This window comes from Azotobacter chroococcum (genome assembly GCF_004339665.1).
Taxonomy (GTDB): domain Bacteria; phylum Pseudomonadota; class Gammaproteobacteria; order Pseudomonadales; family Pseudomonadaceae; genus Azotobacter; species Azotobacter chroococcum.
In genome coordinates, this window is the sequence record NZ_SMMU01000033.1 from 16819 (window position 1) to 34210 (window position 17392).

Sequence of the window (17392 nt, forward strand, 5' to 3'; positions counted from 1 at the left end):
GCGTTCTGCTGATCGCCTGCGCTCCCTGCCAGGGCAGGGGCGCGGCGAGTGGTTCTAGTTGCGTGCGGTCGCCGGCGCTGCCTGGCAGAGGCTGTTCGGCCCCTGTAGGTAGGGCTGGAGAATCGGTGCCATGCCCTTGAGGACCTGCACCGGCAGCGCCGAGGTGAACTGGAACTTCTCCGCGGCGCGGCCGGGAACGTAGGCGGTGAGGGTGCCGAAGTGGTTCGGGCCGAGGTAGAAGACGAAGGTGGCGGTGCGGTTCAGCGCCTGCGAGCTGACCACGTAGCCGCCGCGGGTGAAGCGCTGGATGCGGTTGTCGCCGGTGCCGGTCTTGCCACCCACAGTCAGCACCGTGCCGTCGGCCTGGCGGAAGCTGCCATGCAGGCGGCGTGCGGTGCCGTTCTCCACCACCTGGGCGAGGGCGCCGCGCAGGGCCGCGGCGACCTCGGGGGCGAGCACCCGGCGGGCGCGGTCCGGCGCGAGGCCGAGACGGGTTTCGTAGGGGGTGTCGACGGCGAACTCCAGGCTGTCGATGCGTACCACCGGCAGGCGCACGCCATCGTTGAGGATGATGCCGATCAGCTCGGCGAGCGCCGCCGGGCGATCGCCCGAGCTGCCCAGGGCGGTGGCCAGCGAAGGCACCAGATGGGGGAAGGGATAGCCCAGCCGCTGCCAGCGCTGATGGATGTCGAGGAAGGCCTCCACTTCCACCATGGTGCGGATGCGGCTGTCCCGGGCGCTGCGGTGGCGGCTCTTGAACAGCCAGCCGTAGACCTCCTGGCGCTCGTCGCGGCTGGCCTCCACCACCTCCTCGTAGCTGGCCGCCGGGTGCTGGATCAGATAGCCCAGCAGCCACAGGTCAAGGGGGTGGACGCGGGCGATGTAGCCCTGGTCGGGCAGGTTGAAGGCGCCGGGACCGTAGGTCCGGTAGAGGCTGTCGAGGCGCTTCTCGGTGAGGGTGCGGTCGTTCGGCAACTGGGCGCGCAGAAAGGCGTCGAAGCTGGCGCGGTCGCTCTGCGGCAGCAGGTAGCGGTGCACCGCGGCGAGCCGCACCGGGGTGACGCGCAGGCCCTCGAGGAAGGTGGCGAGGCGCTCGTCGCTGCTCTTGCCGCGGTACTTGTTCCAGAAGCGGCGCAGGTACACCGTGCCCTCGCGGTCGGCGAAGCGGGTCAGGTACTCCAGGCGGCGCGGGTCCTGGTCGTCCTTGAGCAGGGCGACGCTGTTGTTCGGCGACTGGTAGATGGTGTAGCGGACGATGTCGCGCAACAGGCGCACGAAGGGCAAGTTGATCGACTCGCGCAGCGACTCGCGCATGGTCGGCCGGCGGCCGTTGTCCTCCTTGCGGAAGTTGGCGAAGGTGTGCAGGCCACCGCCGGTGAAGAAGCTCTCGCCCGGACTCGCTGAGTAGCGCCGCTCGAGGGCGGCGTCGAGCATAGCCGGCAGACTGCCGTCCGGATTCATCATCAGCCATTCGAGCGCCCAGCGGGTCAGGAAGTCCAGCGGTTCCGTCCGCGCCTCCGCTGCCTGCAGCGCAGCCCGGTCCTGTCCGGCGAAGCGCGCGTGCAGCTCGGCGACGATCTCCAGGTAGGTGGCCAGCACCCGCAGCTTGGCGGTCGAGCCCAGCTCCAGCTTGCTGCCCTCGTTGATGTCGAAGGGCTGCGCGGTGCTGTCGGTCTGCACCCGCACCAGGAAGCTGTCGCCGCTGCGTTCGAACAGCGTGAAGCTGTAGCGCACCTCGGCGGTCTTCTCCGGCGACAGCAAGCGCTCGCCGAACAGGCCGACGCGTTCGGCGAAGGCCGGGTCGGCCAACTGGCCCAGATACTGGGTGACGGCGTCCTGCAGCTCGCCCTGCAGGGGCGTGCTGGCGGACAGGTCGAAGCGGTCGAGGTCGTACAGCGAACGCTGCAGCAGGGTAGCCAGACGGCTGCGGGCGACGCTGATGCCCTTGGTGGTTTCGATGGGCTGGACGGCCGGCTCCTGCATCCAGTCGCGGAATGTGACGCGCTGGGCCAGGGCGGCCTCGGCCAGGCCGGCATCGAGCAGCCCGCCGCTGCGCAGCAGGCGGATGTGGCTGTCGGTGAGGGCGGCCAGCTCGTCGCGGCCGGCGATCAGGTAGTGGGAGGGCCGGCGCTGGGCGATCAGCAGCGAAAGTACCTGGCGCAGCGCCAGGCCGCGTTCGGCGGGGCTGGCGTCCGCCGAGGCGAGCAACTGGTTGACCCGGGCGAAGTCGGCGCCGTACCAGACCCGCAGGCCGTCGGCCAGGCCGTGCACCTCGCCGTAGCCCGGCGCGGCGGCGAGTGGCACGCTGTTCAGGTAGTCGCGCACCACGTCCTGGCGCGCCTCCATGGTCTGCGGGCCGTCCTGGTAGGCGCGCACGCTGGCGGAGAACATCTGCCGCAGCTTTTCCATGGCCGAGTCGGTCAGGCCGTCCGGCGAGTGGCGGTATTTCTCGATCTGCGTGGCCAGGGTGCTGCCGCCGGCCGTCTGGCCGGCAAAGCCGAACAGCTCGCGGACCTGGGAGAGCGCGGCCTTGGCGAAGCGCGGCCAGTCCACCGCGGGGTTGGCCAGCGGCTGCGCCGGGTCGAGCAGATAGCGGTTTTCGATGAACAGCAGGCTGCTTACCACTAGCGGCGGGATGCCGGCATAGTCGGGATAGAAGTCCTTCGGCAGGCGGTAGCTGTAGAGCGGCAGGCCGCGGCAGTCGCTGATGGTCAGCCCGGCCTGGGGCTTTTCCGCATAGGGCGGAAACAGGCCGTGGCGGCTGTAGTCCAGCAACGGCTGGGAGAAGCGTGCCTGGCGAGTGATCTCGAAGCCCCGCTGTTCGAGCCGCGGCAGCCATTCGGGCAGCGCCGTGTAGCCCAGGCGACGATCGTAGGGGCCGTATTCGGGAAAATGGATCGCCGGGCTCGGGCCGTCGCCCACCGAATAGCCGAGGGTGGCGGCGTAGCGGCTGATCTCCCGGGATTGCAGGCGCGAGGTCTGCATTTCGGAGTAGAGCAGCATGCCGAGCACGCTGGCAGCGGCCAGCACGAGCAGCCAGAACAGCAGGCGCCAGCGCAGCCGGCGGGGCGGAGGAGGAGCGGTGGCCGGCAGATCGTGCTCGGGGAGCTCGGATTGCTGTTTATCGGTCTGCCAAATTGCACCCATATCAACCTGTACCTGGCGGTTTACGCCTGTCTGCCTGTCCTGTCGGACATTAGCTTAGCCGTTGCCTGCAGCCCCCGGGGAGCCTCTTTCAGCGCTCTTTTGCGCACTGTTTCGCTTGCCGGGCGAGTGGGGCGGCTCAGCGGCTTTTCTGCGCCGCGCTGACGCCTTCCAGAGTGGCGAAGGAGGTGTCCTTGGCAGTCAGCAGGAAGTCGCGCATGAAGGGCGCGTCCAGCATGTCGGCGCGAATCGCCGCGTGCAGGGTGGCGTACAGGCCTTTCTCGCCGAGCCGCCGCGCGGTGACGTAGCCGCGCGAGCTGTACTCGTGCAGCGCCCAGTTCGGCAGGCAGCAGACCCCGCGCCCGGAGGCCACCAGCTGCAGCATCATCACCGTCAGCTCGGCGGTGCGCACGCCGGCCGGTTCAACGTCGGCCGGATCGAGAAAGCGGGTGAAGATGTCCAGGCGATCGCGCTCCACCGGGTAGTGGATCAGCACCTCCCCGGCTAGGTCAGCGGGGCGGACGTAGGGTTTGGCGGCCAGCGGGTGCTGGTTGGCCACGGCGAGCAGCGCCTCGTAGGTGAACAGCGGGACGTAGGCGATGCCGGGCATCTCCAGCGGGTCGGAGGTCACCACCAGGTCGAGATCGCCGCGGGCCAGCGCCGGCAGGGGCGCGAAGGGGAAACCGGAGGCGAGATCCAGCTCGACCTCCGGCCAGGCGTCGCGGAACTGGTCGATGGTCGGCATCAGCCACTGGAAGCAGCTGTGGCACTCGATGGCCATGTGCAGGCGGCCGGCGGTGCCGCCGGCCAGGCGCGCCAGGTCGCGTTCGGCGCTGCGCAGCTGGGGCAGCAGGGCGTCGGCCAGCTGCAGCAGGCGCAGCCCGGCGCTGGTGAAGCGCAGCGGCTTGGTCTTGCGGATGAAGAGTTGCAGGCCGAGGCGATCCTCCAGTTCCTTGAACTGGTGGGACAGCGCCGACTGGGTCAGGTGCAGGCGCTCGGCGGCCTCCACCAGGCTGTCGGCCTCGCGCAGGGCGTGCAGGGTACGCAGGTGGCGCAGTTCGAGCATGGTGGTCTCTCATGAAAATTTATAAAGTTAATCAAGAATAAGCTGAGTTTGTCTCATGACATGGGCCTTGTCGACAATGCCGCCTTCACTGACATGGAGAACAGCGCATGGCTCTGGCCCACACCCTCGGATTCCCCCGCATCGGTCGCAATCGTGAATTGAAGCAGACCCTCGAAGCCTACTGGCAGGGCCGGCTGGACGAAGCCGGCCTGCGTGCGCTCGGCCGTTCGCTGCGCGCCGCCCACTGGCAGACGCAGCGGGATGCCGGCATCGAACTGCTGCCGGTCGGCGACTTCGCCTGGTACGACCAGGTCCTCGCCCATTCGCTGCTGGTCGGCGCGATTCCCCGGCGCTTTCGCCCGGCCGACGGGCAGGTCAGCCTGGACACCCTGTTCGCCATGGCGCGCGGCACCGGCACCCAGGCGCTGGAGATGACCAAGTGGTTCGATACCAACTATCACTATCTGGTCCCCGAGTTCAGCGCCGACCAGCAGTTCCGCCTGAGCTGGGAGCAGTTGTTCGAGGAGGTAGCCGAGGCCCGGCAGCTGGGATACAGGGTCAAGCCGGTGCTGCTCGGCCCGCTGACCTACCTCTGGCTGGGCAAGGCAAGAGGCGAGGCGTTCGACCGGCTGGAGCTGCTCGAACGGCTGCTGCCGGTCTATGGCGAGATTCTCGGCCGGCTCGCCGCGCTGGGCGTGGAGTGGGTGCAGATCGACGAGCCGATCCTGGTGCTGGATCTGCCCCAGACCTGGAAAAGTGCCTTCGAGCAGGCCTATCACCTGCTGCAGCAGGCGCCGCTGAAGAAACTGCTGGCGACCTATTTCGGCGCGCTGGACGACAATCTCGGCCTGGCAGCTAACCTGCCGGTCGACGGCCTGCACATCGACCTGGTCCGCGCTCCGCAGCAACTGGCCGGCGTGCTCGACCGCCTGCCGCCGTACAAGGTGCTGTCCCTCGGCGTGGTCAACGGCCGCAACGTCTGGCGCTGCGATCTGGAGCAGGCCCTGCAGCCGCTGCGGATGGCCGCCGAGCGCTTCGCCGAGCGGCTGTGGGTAGCGCCGTCCTGCTCGCTGCTGCACAGCCCGCTGGATCTGGCCCAGGAAGACGGGCTCGATGCGGAGCTGAAAGGGTGGCTGGCCTTCGCCGTGCAGAAGTGCCGGGAGGTGGCGCTCCTGGCCCGCGCCCTCGAGGAGCCCGGGGCGCCCGAAGTGCGCGTGGCGCTGGCCGAGAGTCGGAGCGCCCAAGAGACGCGCCGGCAGTCCCCGCGCATCCACAAGCCAGCCGTGCAGGCCCGCCTGCAGGGCCTCGCTGCGAGCGACTGGCAACGGCCGACGGCATTCAGCGAGCGCATCGGCCAGCAGCGTGCGCAGCTCGAGCTGCCGGCATTCCCGACCACCACCATCGGCTCCTTTCCGCAGACCGCAGACATCCGCCAGGCGCGCCAGGCCTTCCGGCGCGGAGAGCTGGACGAGGCCGGCTATCGCGCGGCGATGCAGGCGCAGATCCGCCGGGCGGTCGAGGTGCAGGAGCGCCTCGGGCTGGATGTGCTGGTGCATGGCGAGGCCGAGCGCAACGACATGGTCGAGTACTTCGCCGAACAGCTGGACGGCTATGCCTTCACCCGCTTCGGCTGGGTGCAGAGTTACGGCTCGCGCTGCGTCAAGCCGGCGCTGATCGTCGGCGACATCCAGCGGCCGCGGCCGATGACGGTGGAGTGGATTCGCTATGCCCAGGGCCTTACCGGCAAGCCGATGAAGGGCATGCTTACGGGCCCGGTGACCATGCTGATGTGGTCCTTCCCGCGCGAGGACCTGTCGCGCGAGCAGCAGGCGCTGCAACTGGCCCTGGCGATCCGCGACGAGGTGCAGGACCTGGAGGCCGCCGGTATCCGCATCGTGCAGGTCGACGAGGCGGCTTTCCGCGAGGGGCTGCCGCTGCGTCAGGCCGAGCGCGGGCACTACCTGGACTGGGCGGTGCGGGCCTTCCGCCTGTGCAGTGCGGGGGTGCGCGACGAGACCCAGATCCATACCCATATGTGCTACAGCGAGTTCAACGATCTGATCGAGGCCATCGCGGCACTGGATGCCGATGTCCTCTCCATCGAGGCCTCGCGCTCGCAGATGGAACTGCTCGAAGCCTTCGAGGCATTCGCCTATCCCGGCGAGATCGGCCCCGGGATCTACGACATCCACTCGCCGCGGGTGCCGGACCGGGAGGAAATGCTTGCGCTGCTGCACCAGGCCGCCGAGCGCATCCCGCCGGAGCGCCTGTGGGTGAACCCGGACTGCGGCCTGAAGACCCGCGGCTGGGCGGAAACCGAGGCGGCGCTGGCCAACATGGTGGCAGCGGCGCAGGCGCTGCGCGCGTCCCGGGCGCAGGCGGATGAGGGTGGCGCCTGAGCCTGCGGAAAGATCGATCCGGTGTCTACCGTTCGGCAGCCTTCATCAAACTGTCACTGTTATGTGGTAACGCGCTCGAACGAACATCCGCACAATCCTGTTTCAATGGAGTTCTGTTTTTCGGGTGTTTGCGATGCGTACTTTCGTCCTTCTAGCCGCCCTGCTGTGCGGCCTGCCAAGCCTGGCGGCCTCCCGCTGCGATCTCCAGGCGCCGACCGCGCAGGCCGACACGGGCGCGGTGCGGCTGACCTACCAGAGCATCGGGCGGAATTCCGATCCGGCGCTGCTGCTGATCATGGGGCTCGGCGGCCAGCTGATCGACTGGCCCGACGAGGTGTTGCTCGGACTGTGCCGGCAGGGCTTCCGGGTGATCCGCTTCGACAACCGTGACGTCGGCCTTTCCAGCTGGGATGAGGAGGTGCCGCAGGCCAGCCTGACCTACGGGGTGCTGCGCCATCGGCTCGGGCTGTCGGTGTCTGCCCCCTATGCCCTGCGTGACATGGCCCGGGATACGCTGGCGCTGATGGAAAGGCTGCAGGTGCCGCGCTTTCATGTGCTCGGTGTCAGCATGGGCGGCATGATCGCCCAGCACATGGCCGATCTGGCTCCGGAGCGGGTGCAGAGCCTGACCCTGGTGATGACCAGCTCCGGTGCCCTGGGTCTGCCGGGGCCCAGCGAGGCGCTGCTGAAGCTGCTGGCGCGGCGCGGGGCGGACAGTCGCGAGATGGCGATCGAGCGTCAGGTCGAGCTGCTCGCCGCACTCGGCAGTCCGCAGGTCGATGCCGACCGCGAGCAGCTCCGGCGGCAGGCGGCGGCGGCATACGACCGTGCCTTCAATCCGGAAGGCGTCAAGCGGCAGATCCTGGCCCTGCTCGCCGAGCCCAGTCGCGTCGAACTGCTCAGGCGTCTCCGCCTGCCGACCCTGGTGGTGCACGGGACTGCCGATCCCCTGCTGCCGGCGATGCACGGCGTGCATGTCGCCGCGCATGTGCAGGGCAGCGAACTGCGGCTGATCCCTGGCCTGGCCCACCGTTTCCAGGAGGCCTTCAAGGAGCCGCTGCTGGCGGCTGTGCTGCCGTATCTGCGCAGCCAGCGTCGGGAGAGGGCCCTGGCCCGGCTGTAGTCGTGCGCTGCCTGATGGCCGGCCGTTCGCTCAGATACTCGGCGAGCCGTCGCTGTGCGGCCGGCGGCAGCAGCAGGCCGAGCTTGGTGCGCCGCCAGAGGATGTCCTCGGCCTGCTCGGCCCATTCCTCGCGGCACAGGTAGTCCACTTCCCGGCCGTACAGCCCGCCGCCCAGGTGTTCGCCGAGATGGGCAGGCTGGCTGGCGCCTTCGAGCAGGCGATAGGCGCGGCTGCCGTAGGTATGGGCCCAGCGCTGGGCGAGTCCGTCGGGCAGCCAGGTGAACTCCTGCAGCAGGTCGCCGGCCAGCACGTCCGGATCGTCCAGCTCTTCGCCGCCGGGCAGTGCCGTGCCGGCGGTCCAGCTCGGCTTCATCGGTGGCAGGAAGGGCGCCAACTGCTCGAGTGCCGCTTCGGCGAGCCGGCGGTAGGTGGTCAGCTTGCCGCCGAACACCGACAGCAGCGCGGCCTGACCCTGCTCGGCGGAGAGGCTGAGGCTGTAGTCGCGGGTAATGGCGGCCGGGTCATGCGATTCATCGTCGAGCAGCGGACGCACGCCGGAGAAGCTGTGGCGGATATCGCTGCGCTGCAGCGGCCGCTTGAAGTGGGCGTTGACCGCCCGCAGCAGGTAGTCGATCTCCGTCTCGCCGATGGCCACCTGGGCTGGATCGCCGGCGAACTCCCGGTCGGTGGTGCCGATCAGGCTGTAGCGCTGCAAATAGGGAATGACGAAGACGATGCGTCGATCCTCGTTCTGCAGGATGTAGGCCTCGTCGCCCTCATAAAGGCGTGGCGCGATCAGGTGGCTGCCCTGGACCAGGCGGATGTGATGGGGCGGGCGCTGGTGCAGGGCATCCTCGATGAAGCGGGTCACCCAGGGGCCGGTGGCATTCACCAGCGCCCGGGCGCGAACGTTGGAGCGCTGGCCATCGGCCCGCTGCAGCTCGATCTGCCAGAGGCCCTGCTGGCGTTGTGCGGACAGGCAGCGGGTGCGGGGGCAAATGGTCGCGCCCCTTTCCCGTGCGGCCATGGCGTTGAGCAGCACCAGGCGGGCATCGTCCACCTGGCAGTCGGCGTACTCGAAGCCGCGGCGGATTTCCGGCTTGAGCGGACTGTCCGCCGTGAAGCGCACGGCATGCGAGGCGGGCAGCTGCCCGCGAGCGCTCAGGCGGTCGTAGAGGAACAGGCCGGCACGGATCAGCCAGGCCGGTCGCAGCTGTGGGCGCAGGGGCAGGACGAAGCGCAGCGGCCGGACGATATGCGGTGCCTTGGCCAGCAATATCTCGCGTTCGGCCAGCGCCTCGCGTACCAGGCGAAACTCGCCCTGTTCGAGATAGCGCAGGCCGCCGTGGATCAGCTTGCTGCTGGCCGAGGAGGTGTGTGCGGCCAGGTCGTGCTGTTCGCACAGCAGTACGCGCAGGCCGCGTCCGGCGGCATCGGCAGCGATGCCGACGCCGTTGATGCCGCCGCCGACCACGACCAGGTCGTAGAGCGGGGCATCGGAAGTTGCGGGAGAGGCTGGGGAGTTGTTGTCCATTTCGGCTAAGGTAACGGTTCTATGGTCCCATTTTCCACTTTCGAACATGACTCCCGCCATCGATCTGCTGAAAAAAGCCCGCGCCGAGTTCCGTGTGCACAGTTACATCCATGATCCCAAGTCCGCCTCCTATGGTTTGGAGGCGGCCGAGAAACTGGGGTTGCCGCCGGAGCAAGTCTACAAGACGCTGCTGGCCTCGACCGAGAAGGGCGAGCTGCTGGTGGCGGTGGTGCCGGTCGCCGGCAGTCTGGACCTGAAGGCCCTGGCCAGCGCCGCCGGAGTCAAGAAGGTCGATATGGCCGACCTTGGCGTCGCCCAGCGCAGCACCGGCTATCTGGTGGGCGGCATCAGTCCGCTGGGACAGAAGAAGCGCCTGCGTACTTTCATCGACGAGTCGGCCCGCACCTTCCCGAGTATCTTCGTCAGCGCCGGCCGGCGCGGACTGGAGGTGGAGCTGGCGGTGCAGGTGCTGGCCGAGCACACCCGGGCGAGTTTCGCGGCCATCGGGCGCTGAGTCGCGCAGCCGCTGGCCGGCGGTTGCGATCAGCTCGCCTCGCTATAGCGGCGCACGCCGGAACTGGCCGGCTCGGGTTCGAGGGAACTGTTGTCCGCAGTGGGGAAGATCACCAGATGTTCGGCTGCCACGCTGATGCCGACTTGTTCCCCTGGCAGATGGTCGATGTGGCTGGGGAAGATGGCCTCCAGCGGACTGCCGGTGGGCAGTTGCAGGCGGTAGAAGGTGGAGGCGCCGAGGAAGGTCTTGCCGGTGATGGTGGCCTTCAATTCGCTGGCGGGTGTGTAGACGATGTCATCCGGACGCAGCAGGACCTCCACGGAACTGCCGGTGGGGCAGGTGTAGGCACGGTTGCCCTGGATCACGCCGAGCTCGGTCTGCACCGTCTCCGGGGTCAGCAGCTGGCCGCGGATGAAGTAGCCCTGGCCGACGAAGCTGGCGACGAAGGGGGTGAGCGGTTCGTGGTAGAGGTTGTAGGGGGTGTCCCACTGTTCCAGGTGGCCATTCCTGAAGACCCCGACGTGATCGCTGACCGCGAAGGCCTCTTCCTGGTCATGAGTCACCAGTACCGCGCTGGTACCGCGAGCCTTGAGGATGTCGCGCACCTCGTGGCTGAGCTTGCGGCGCAGCTCCACATCCAGGTTGGAGAAGGGCTCGTCGAGCAGCAGCAGTTGCGGTTCCGGTGCCAGGGCGCGGGCGAGCGCCACCCGCTGCTGCTGGCCGCCGGAAAGCTCGTGGGGATAGCGCTGGGCCAGATGGGCGAGCTTGACCAGTTCCAGCAGTTCGGCGGTGATGCGTTCGCGCTGCGGATGCTTGCGGATGCCGAAGGCGACGTTCTCCGCCACCGTGAGGTGCGGGAACAGCGCATAGTCCTGGAACACCATGCCGATGCGGCGCTTCTCGGGTGCCAGGGTGAAGCCAGCGCAGGAGATCACCTCGCCGGCCAACTGGATCTCGCCTTCCTGCACCGGCTCGAAACCGGCGATGGCGCGAAGGGTGGTGGTCTTGCCGCAGCCGGAGGGACCGAGCAGGCAACCGATATCGCCGGCATTCAGGTGTAGGCTGATCTGCTGGACGACCCTGTGACCCTGGTAGCCACAGACGAGATTGCGCAGGTTGAGCAGTAAGGAATGGGTCATGCGTGGTGGTAGGCCGGTTCGATGAGAAATTCCAGCAGCGCCTTCTGCGCATGCAGGCGGTTTTCCGCCTGGTCCCAGACCACCGAGCGTGGGTCGTCGAGCAGGTCGAGGCTGATCTCCTCGCCGCGATGAGCCGGCAGGCAATGCATGAACAGGACGTCGCCGGCTGCGAGGTCAAGCAGTTCGCCGGTCACCTGGTAGGGCTTGAAGAGCGCCAGCCGGTCTTCGGCTTCCGTTTCCTGGCCCATGGAGGTCCACACGTCGGTGCTGACTAGATGGGCACCGGCAACCGCTTCACGCGGATCGCGGACGATTTCTACGTGGTCGGGTGCGATGGCGACAAATTCTGGCTTGGGTTCGAAACCCTGCGGGCAGGCGATCCTGAGCTGGAAATCGAATTGCCGGGCAGCTTCGATATAGGTGTTGCACATATTGTTGCCATCGCCGACCCAGGCCACGGTCTTGCCTTGGATCGAACCCCTGTGCTCGAAAAAGGTCTGCATGTCGGCCAGCACCTGGCAGGGATGCAGGTCATCGGACAGACCATTGATGATGGGGATCTGGGAGTTCTCGGCGAAAGTCATCAGGGTATTGTGGGCGAAGGTACGAATCATCACGGCGTCGAGCATGCGCGACATGACGATGGCCGTATCGCTGATGGGTTCGCCGCGATTTAGCTGGCTGTCCCGCGGCGAGAGGAAGATGGCCTGGCCACCGAGCTGGATCATCCCCGCTTCGAAGGACAGTCGGGTACGGGTCGAGGCCTTCTCGAAAATCATGCCCAGCACGCGATTCTTCAGTGGTTCGAACAGGGCACCGCGATTGCGCAGATCCTTCAGCTCGATGCCGCGACGAATCAGGTTGGCCAGCTCCTGGGGCGTGCAGTCCATCAGTGAGAGAAAGTGCCTTGCGCTCATCATCGGTTCCTTTCTTATATCGGTACGAGCTGTCGGTCGGGCGAGGATCTCTACCCGAAATAACCGTACCTGCAGCAGCCACACAAAGGGTGGCGAAAATGGGAAAGCGGCGATCTTATAGGGAAAAGGCAAAATCGCGCAAACTGCCCCTCCCAGCAGTGAAAGCAAAGTCCATGCCTGTCTCCTGCAGGAAAGGCTTGCTTCTGAAGGGGCTGGTGAAGGCTGAGCGCGGAGCTTGGTTTTCCGTTACAATGCGGCCATCGTGCCGACTTCGTCGGAAAGCCCAGCCGAGGTAACTCCCATGGATATCATCGAAACCATCAAAGAGCAGATCGCCAGCAATACTGTGCTGCTATATATGAAAGGCTCGCCGAACGCCCCGCAGTGCGGCTTCTCCGCTCGTGCCGCGCAAGCCCTGATGGCCTGTGGCGAGCGTTTTGCTTATGTCGACATTCTGCAGAACCCGGACATTCGCGCCAGCCTCCCGAAGTACGCCAACTGGCCGACCTTTCCGCAACTGTGGGTCAATGGTGAATTGGTTGGCGGTAGCGACATTATTCTCGAGCTGTTTGAAAAGGGTGAGTTGCAGCAGGTCGTCAAGGGAGCAGCCGGTAAAGCCGACTCTTGATTGATATGCAAGGGCAATCGCAAAGGTTCTGGCCCGAATATAGCCTGTGAAAATCGGACAGCCTGAACGAGTGGTCAGAGAAATGCCCATATATAATATATGGGCATTTTCGTTAGTGCATGCATTTGGGTTCAAGTCAGGCGAGGCGGTCTGTTTCCTTGCTTTTATTTCGGGTAGTCATCTGTCTGGGTTGTTCCATGGCTGTGCGGCTTTGCTATTGTCCTGCCCTTTGACAGTGCGCATCTAAAAAGCAAACGCCCCGAGTGGTTCGGGGCGTGCTGTAGTTCCTATAGAGTGCCTTGCTTGCAGTCACTCGGGCGAGGCTCTTTCCGTTCATTCATCCATTTGCGACTGCAGATAGTTCTCCAGGCCGATCTTGTTGATCAGGTCCAGTTGGGTTTCCAGCCAGTCGATGTGTTCTTCTTCGGACTCGAGAATATCTTCCAGCAGTTCACGGCTGGCATAGTCCCCAACGCTTTCACAGTAGGCAATGGCGGCCTTCAGATCGGGCAGCCCTGCTTGCTCGAGCTTCAGATCGCACTCAAGCATTTCCTTGGTGTGTTCACCGATGAGGAGCTTGCCCAGTTCCTGCAGGTTAGGCAGGCCTTCGAGAAACAGAATGCGCTTGATGAGCTTGTCGGCATGTTTCATCTCGTCAATGGACTCGTGATACTCATGTTTGCCGAGTTTCTCCAAGCCCCAGTCCTCGTACATGCGAGCATGCAAGAAATACTGATTGATTGCGATCAGCTCATTGCCGAGGATTTTGTTGAGGTGCTGAATGACTATCTTGTCGCCTTTCATATCCATTCCTTTTGAATCGGGATGTTGATAAGGCAGTTTGGTCTTTCGGGCTGGATATGTCAAAAGCTAAGTGATTGAGTCTAATAGAGAATAAGTCTCTAGTGCGACTGTTTGCGCGAGGAGTTCAGCGAGGCTGGAGAGGGTGGAGCGGAGGAAACCGAATTCTGTGGAGGCCGGTTTCCATCAAGCATCAAGAGGCCGCCAGCACTGCTGGGCAGAAGGTTGCATCCTGGGTGTTTTGCGCCTCTTCGCCGAGAGTCTCTCGTGCGATCTGCTTGGCTACACATGCGCATTTGCCGCACTGCGTGCCAACGCCAAGGGCAATACGTACATCACGATAGGTACAGCAGCCGCCTTGGACTGCATTGCGGATTTGACCATCGGTGATACCTTGGCAAAGACATACGTACATAGGCGCCTCTGTTCGGCAGGTAATGACGTGATGAGGAGATCCTAATCTTAGTGAGAATGATTGTCAAAGCTTCAGCTGGCCGCTGGTCAGTCCGAAATCTTCAGGTCTAAAGACTTTGATGTGGCTTCTGGCGGTAAGAATCCCGGTGCTTCTTCCTGGGGAGGCAGTCTCCAATGGCGGAGCTTGCGCAGGAGGAGGGGCCTTCCGTTGCCCACTGAGTTGGCTTGGGAGCGAGGCTGTCCTCGGGGTGCCCGCGCCTCGCTCGAGTGAGCCTTGGGAGTGTTCGTCAGCTTGGCTGGCGAGAAGAGAGGGAACTTGTGATCGAGGGGGCAATCTGCTCGCTCAGGCGAAATCTACCCAGCCGCCCATCTCTTTCCAGCGGTTGACGATCCCGCAAAATAATTCTGCAGTTTTTTCCGTGTCGTAGCGTGCTGAATGAGCTTCGCGCCCGTCAAATTCTATACCGGCGCTCTGGCATGCCTTGGCGAGTACGGTCTGGCCGTAGGCAAGGCCGGCCAGGGTGGCCGTGTCGAAGCTGGAGAAGGGATGAAAGGGGTTGCGCTTAATGTCGCAACGGGTCACAGCGGCATTGAGGAAGGCTAGGTCGAAGCTGCTGTTATGGCCGACTAGAATGGCGCGCTTGCAGCCATTGGCTTTCACTGCCTTGCGTACGCCGCGAAAGATCTCATGCAGAGCGTGTTCCTCGCTGACTGCCATGCGTAGAGGATGATCAAGTTTAATGCCGGTGAACTCCAAGGCTGCCGCTTCGATATTGGCGCCTTCAAAAGGCTCGACTCGAAAGAAGTGGCTATGTTCAGGGAACAGAAAACCCTGTTCGTCCATGCCGATGGTGGTGGCTGCAATTTCCAGCAGGGCATCGGTCGCGCTGTTGAATCCACCGGTTTCAACATCCACAACGACTGGCAGGTAGCCTCGAAAGCGGTGTGCCAAGGGGTGGCGTGACGTGTTGGTGGCGCTAGGTGTTTCGAGGATGTCGTCGAAGCGTTCTTCGGTCACGTGTTTTCCTCCAGCAGACGCCAGCGCAATTTCTCTCCTGCACGCAATGGGACCAAACTGTGCTCGCCGAACGTCAGGCTGGCCGGTGCCGTCCATTCCTTGCGGATCAACGTAATGTACTCAGTATTTCGCGGTAGGCCGTAGAAGTCGGCGCCATGATGGCTGGCAAAGGCTTCTAGCCGGTCTAGGGCATTGCGCTGTTCGAAGGCTTCGGCATACAACTCGATGGCCGCGTAGGCTGTGTAGCAACCAGCGCAGCCGCAGGCGGCCTCCTTGGCGTGGCGGGCATGCGGCGCCGAGTCGGTGCCGAGAAAGAACTTTGGGTTGCCGCTGGTGGCGGCGGCCAGTAGGGCTTCCTGGTGAGTGTGGCGCTTGAGGACCGGTAAGCAATAGAAGTGCGGGCGAATGCCGCCGACCAGCATATGGTTGCGGTTGTACAAAAGATGGTGAGCGGTAATGGTGGCGCCAACATTACTGCCGCTGGCCTCTACAAACTGTACGGCATCATGGGTGGTAATGTGCTCAAACACTACCTTGAGAGTAGGAAAGCGCTCGACTATGCGGGTTAGGTTGTCATCTATAAAGCGCTTTTCGCGATCGAATACATCGATTTCGCTGTGAGTCACTTCGCCGTGTACTAGGAGCGGTAGGCCTACTTCAGCCATCGTTTCCAGCACCGGGAAGATGTTGTCGATGCTGGTGACTCCGGCATCAGAGTTAGTCGTGGCTCCTGCAGGATATAGCTTGGCCGCATGCACAACGCCATGAGCTTTGGCAGTCCGGATGTTCTCTGGGCTGGTTCGATCCGTAAGATAGAGAGTCATCAAAGGCTCGAAGCGGCTAGTCGCGGGGCACGCGGCCAAGATGCGCTGCCGGTAGTCGACCGCTTCAACAGCATTGCGCACGGGGGGGACCAGATTGGGCATAACAATGACGCGGCCAAAAGCACGTGCTGCATCGGGCACTGTTCGGGCCAGGGCGGCGCCGTCGCGAAGATGAATGTGCCAGTCGTCGGGGCGTAGCAGAGTCAGGCGGTCGGACATTGAAGCTTCCAGAAAATTGAGGCTGCCGTGCATCCTACCGGAAAAGGTTCCAGGCAGCACCTTGCTGCTTGTGGTCAGAAGGAGGGTGGCGCCTCTGTAAAAGGTTGGGTGTCGTCGCTACAATCGGCGCCTTTTCGTAAAACCCGTGGAGCTGATGGCATGGCGGACGTGAAAAAGGTAGTTCTGGCCTATTCCGGTGGCCTGGACACCTCGGTGATCCTCAAGTGGCTGCAGGATACCTACAACTGCGAAGTGGTGACCTTCACCGCTGACCTGGGGCAGGGCGAGGAAGTGGAGCCTGCGCGTGCTAAGGCCCAGGCCCTGGGCGTCAAGGAAATCTTCATCGACGACCTGCGCGAAGAATTCGTGCGCGACTTCGTGTTCCCGATGTTCCGCGCCAACACTGTGTACGAAGGCGAGTACCTATTGGGTACCTCCATCGCCCGTCCGCTGATTGCCAAGCGCTTGATCGAGATCGCCAACGCAACCGGCGCCGACGCCATCTCCCACGGTGCCACCGGCAAGGGCAACGACCAGGTGCGTTTCGAGCTGGGCGCCTATGCGCTGAAGCCGGGCGTCAAGGTGATCGCGCCTTGGCGCGAGTGGGACCTGCTGTCCCGCGAGAAGCTGATGGACTATGCAGCCAAGCACGAGATCCCGATCGAGCGTCACGGCAAGAAGAAGTCGCCGTACTCCATGGATGCCAACCTACTGCACATCTCCTATGAAGGTGGCGTGCTGGAAGATACCTGGACCGAGCACGAAGAAGATATGTGGCGCTGGACCAAGTCCCCGGAGATGGCTCCGGACGTGCCGACCTACATCGAGCTGACCTACCGCAACGGTGACATCGTCGCCATCGACGGCGTCGAGATGACCCCGGCTCAGGCGCTGACCCAGCTGAACAAGGTCGGTGGCGAGAACGGCATCGGCCGTCTGGACATCGTCGAGAACCGCTATGTCGGCATGAAGTCGCGGGGCTGCTACGAGACCCCCGGCGGCACCATCATGCTCAAGGCCCATCGCGCCATCGAGTCGATCACCCTCGATCGCGAAGTGGCCCACCTGAAAGACGAGCTGATGCCGAAATACGCCAGCCTGATCTACAACGGTTATTGGTGGAGCCCGGAGCGTCTGATGCTGCAGCAGATGATCGACGTCTCCCAGGCTAACGTGAACGGCGTGGTGCGCCTGAAGCTGTATAAGGGCAACGTCATCGTAGTCGGCCGCAAGTCCGACGACTCGCTGTTCGATGCCAACATCGCCACCTTCGAGGATGATGCTGGCGCCTACAACCAGTCTGATGCCGCGGGCTTCATTAAACTCAATGCGCTGCGCATGCGTATTGCCGCCAACAAAGGGCGTAACACGTTGGTTTGAGTTAAGGGTTGCGGGGTGAGATTTCTCGCTTTTTTGGGGGGGCTTGTCCCGCTTTCCTTTCTTTCCTTTCGTCGCCTGTTTCAGTTGGACATGAGGTGGTGTGGCGTCCTTCTGCTATTTTGAAAAAGTATGGTCATAAGTGTTGAGTAAAAATGGCTTAAGGTTTTTGTTTTTTCTGCTTGACAGGTTCGAAGGCTGCTGTAGAATGCGCGGCCTCGGTTGAGACGAAAGGCTCAAGCGAAACGCTCTTTAACAAGTTGAATCAAGCAATT

14 protein-coding genes are annotated in these 17392 nt (G+C 64.1%); 5 read left to right on the top strand and 9 right to left on the bottom strand.

Annotated features, from left to right (window positions below; genetic code table 11):
- Nucleotides 1–54 precede the first annotated feature (54 nt).
- A complete protein-coding gene (locus EV691_RS19025; RefSeq protein ID WP_131299312.1) occupies nt 55–3147 on the bottom strand; it encodes a transglycosylase domain-containing protein in 3093 nt (1030 codons plus the stop codon).
- Nucleotides 3148–3283: 136 nt separating this feature from the next.
- Nucleotides 3284–4210: a transcriptional regulator MetR gene (metR, locus tag EV691_RS19030; RefSeq protein WP_131299314.1), complete on the bottom strand. Its 927-nt coding sequence runs from the start codon at nt 4208–4210 to the stop codon at nt 3284–3286.
- A 107-nt stretch (nt 4211–4317) separates the two neighbouring features.
- On the opposite strand from metR, the gene metE reads away from it, so the two are divergent.
- Together metE and EV691_RS19040 are read left to right on the top strand one after the other, a co-directional pair.
- Nucleotides 4318–6609: a 5-methyltetrahydropteroyltriglutamate--homocysteine S-methyltransferase gene (gene metE, locus EV691_RS19035; RefSeq protein ID WP_131299317.1), complete on the top strand. Its 2292-nt coding sequence runs from the start codon at nt 4318–4320 to the stop codon at nt 6607–6609.
- Nucleotides 6610–6742: 133 nt separating this feature from the next.
- A complete protein-coding gene (locus tag EV691_RS19040; protein WP_207390224.1) occupies nt 6743–7732 on the top strand; it encodes an alpha/beta hydrolase in 990 nt (329 codons plus the stop codon).
- On the opposite strand, the gene glpD is transcribed toward EV691_RS19040, so the two are convergent.
- A complete protein-coding gene (glpD, locus tag EV691_RS19045) occupies nt 7656–9266 on the bottom strand; it encodes a glycerol-3-phosphate dehydrogenase (RefSeq protein ID WP_131299320.1) in 1611 nt (536 codons plus the stop codon). The genes EV691_RS19040 and glpD overlap by 77 nt on opposite strands.
- 46 nt (nt 9267–9312) lie before the next feature.
- Between glpD and ybaK the strand changes: the two genes are divergently transcribed.
- Nucleotides 9313–9780 (top strand): Cys-tRNA(Pro) deacylase, encoded by a 468-nt coding sequence (gene ybaK / locus EV691_RS19050; protein WP_131299323.1) that lies wholly within the window; start codon nt 9313–9315, stop codon nt 9778–9780.
- 29 nt (nt 9781–9809) lie between these two features.
- Here ybaK and EV691_RS19055 read toward each other — a convergent pair whose 3' ends face one another.
- Both EV691_RS19055 and argF read right to left on the bottom strand, forming a co-directional pair.
- Nucleotides 9810–10919 (bottom strand): ABC transporter ATP-binding protein, encoded by a 1110-nt coding sequence (locus EV691_RS19055; RefSeq protein WP_131256415.1) that lies wholly within the window; start codon nt 10917–10919, stop codon nt 9810–9812.
- On the bottom strand, nt 10916–11836 hold the full coding sequence (gene argF / locus EV691_RS19060) for an ornithine carbamoyltransferase (RefSeq protein WP_039808031.1): 921 nt from the start codon (nt 11834–11836) through the stop codon (nt 10916–10918). The genes EV691_RS19055 and argF overlap by 4 nt, the downstream gene beginning before the upstream one ends.
- A 301-nt stretch (nt 11837–12137) precedes the next feature.
- Between argF and grxD the strand changes: the two genes are divergently transcribed.
- Nucleotides 12138–12464, top strand: a complete 327-nt coding sequence (grxD, locus tag EV691_RS19065; protein ID WP_131299326.1) for a Grx4 family monothiol glutaredoxin — start codon at nt 12138–12140, stop codon at nt 12462–12464.
- A gap of 333 nt (nt 12465–12797) precedes the next feature.
- Here the strand turns inward: grxD and bfr are convergent, their stop codons facing one another.
- The 4 genes from bfr to pyrC all read right to left on the bottom strand — a co-directional run bounded on the left by bfr (nt 12798) and on the right by pyrC (nt 15740).
- Entirely contained in the window at nt 12798–13268 is a 471-nt protein-coding gene (bfr, locus tag EV691_RS19070) for a bacterioferritin (RefSeq protein ID WP_089167480.1), read from the bottom strand.
- 190 nt (nt 13269–13458) lie between these two features.
- On the bottom strand, nt 13459–13680 hold the full coding sequence (locus tag EV691_RS19075; RefSeq protein ID WP_082045475.1) for a bacterioferritin-associated ferredoxin: 222 nt from the start codon (nt 13678–13680) through the stop codon (nt 13459–13461).
- 342 nt (nt 13681–14022) lie between these two features.
- A complete protein-coding gene (rnt, locus tag EV691_RS19080) occupies nt 14023–14697 on the bottom strand; it encodes a ribonuclease T (RefSeq protein WP_131299329.1) in 675 nt (224 codons plus the stop codon).
- Complete coding sequence (gene pyrC, locus EV691_RS19085) at nt 14694–15740, bottom strand: dihydroorotase (protein WP_131299338.1); 1047 nt, start codon at nt 15738–15740, stop codon at nt 14694–14696. Before pyrC ends, rnt begins: the two co-directional genes overlap by 4 nt.
- Nucleotides 15741–15899: 159 nt before the next feature.
- Here pyrC and EV691_RS19090 point away from each other — a divergent pair, with 159 nt between their 5' ends.
- Nucleotides 15900–17120, top strand: coding sequence for an argininosuccinate synthase (locus tag EV691_RS19090; protein ID WP_131299332.1), 1221 nt, complete (start codon nt 15900–15902; stop codon nt 17118–17120).
- The last annotated feature ends 272 nt before the right edge of the window (nt 17121–17392 follow it).

Excerpts from the sequence above, each read along its gene's own strand:
- ybaK (WP_131299323.1), top strand. The coding sequence starts at position 9,313 with ATGACTCCCGCCATCGATCTGCTGAAAAAAGCCCGCGCCGAGTTCCGT.
- EV691_RS19055 (WP_131256415.1), bottom strand. The coding sequence starts at position 10,919 with ATGACCCATTCCTTACTGCTCAACCTGCGCAATCTCGTCTGTGGCTAC.
- pyrC (WP_131299338.1), bottom strand. The coding sequence starts at position 15,740 with ATGTCCGACCGCCTGACTCTGCTACGCCCCGACGACTGGCACATTCAT.
- metR (WP_131299314.1), bottom strand. The coding sequence starts at position 4,210 with ATGCTCGAACTGCGCCACCTGCGTACCCTGCACGCCCTGCGCGAGGCC.
- grxD (WP_131299326.1), top strand. The coding sequence starts at position 12,138 with ATGGATATCATCGAAACCATCAAAGAGCAGATCGCCAGCAATACTGTG.
- EV691_RS19025 (WP_131299312.1), bottom strand. The coding sequence starts at position 3,147 with ATGGGTGCAATTTGGCAGACCGATAAACAGCAATCCGAGCTCCCCGAG.
- EV691_RS19075 (WP_082045475.1), bottom strand. The coding sequence starts at position 13,680 with ATGTACGTATGTCTTTGCCAAGGTATCACCGATGGTCAAATCCGCAAT.
- bfr (WP_089167480.1), bottom strand. The coding sequence starts at position 13,268 with ATGAAAGGCGACAAGATAGTCATTCAGCACCTCAACAAAATCCTCGGC.
- glpD (WP_131299320.1), bottom strand. The coding sequence starts at position 9,266 with ATGGACAACAACTCCCCAGCCTCTCCCGCAACTTCCGATGCCCCGCTC.
- argF (WP_039808031.1), bottom strand. The coding sequence starts at position 11,836 with ATGAGCGCAAGGCACTTTCTCTCACTGATGGACTGCACGCCCCAGGAG.
- metE (WP_131299317.1), top strand. The coding sequence starts at position 4,318 with ATGGCTCTGGCCCACACCCTCGGATTCCCCCGCATCGGTCGCAATCGT.
- EV691_RS19040 (WP_207390224.1), top strand. The coding sequence starts at position 6,743 with ATGCGTACTTTCGTCCTTCTAGCCGCCCTGCTGTGCGGCCTGCCAAGC.
- EV691_RS19090 (WP_131299332.1), top strand. The coding sequence starts at position 15,900 with ATGGCGGACGTGAAAAAGGTAGTTCTGGCCTATTCCGGTGGCCTGGAC.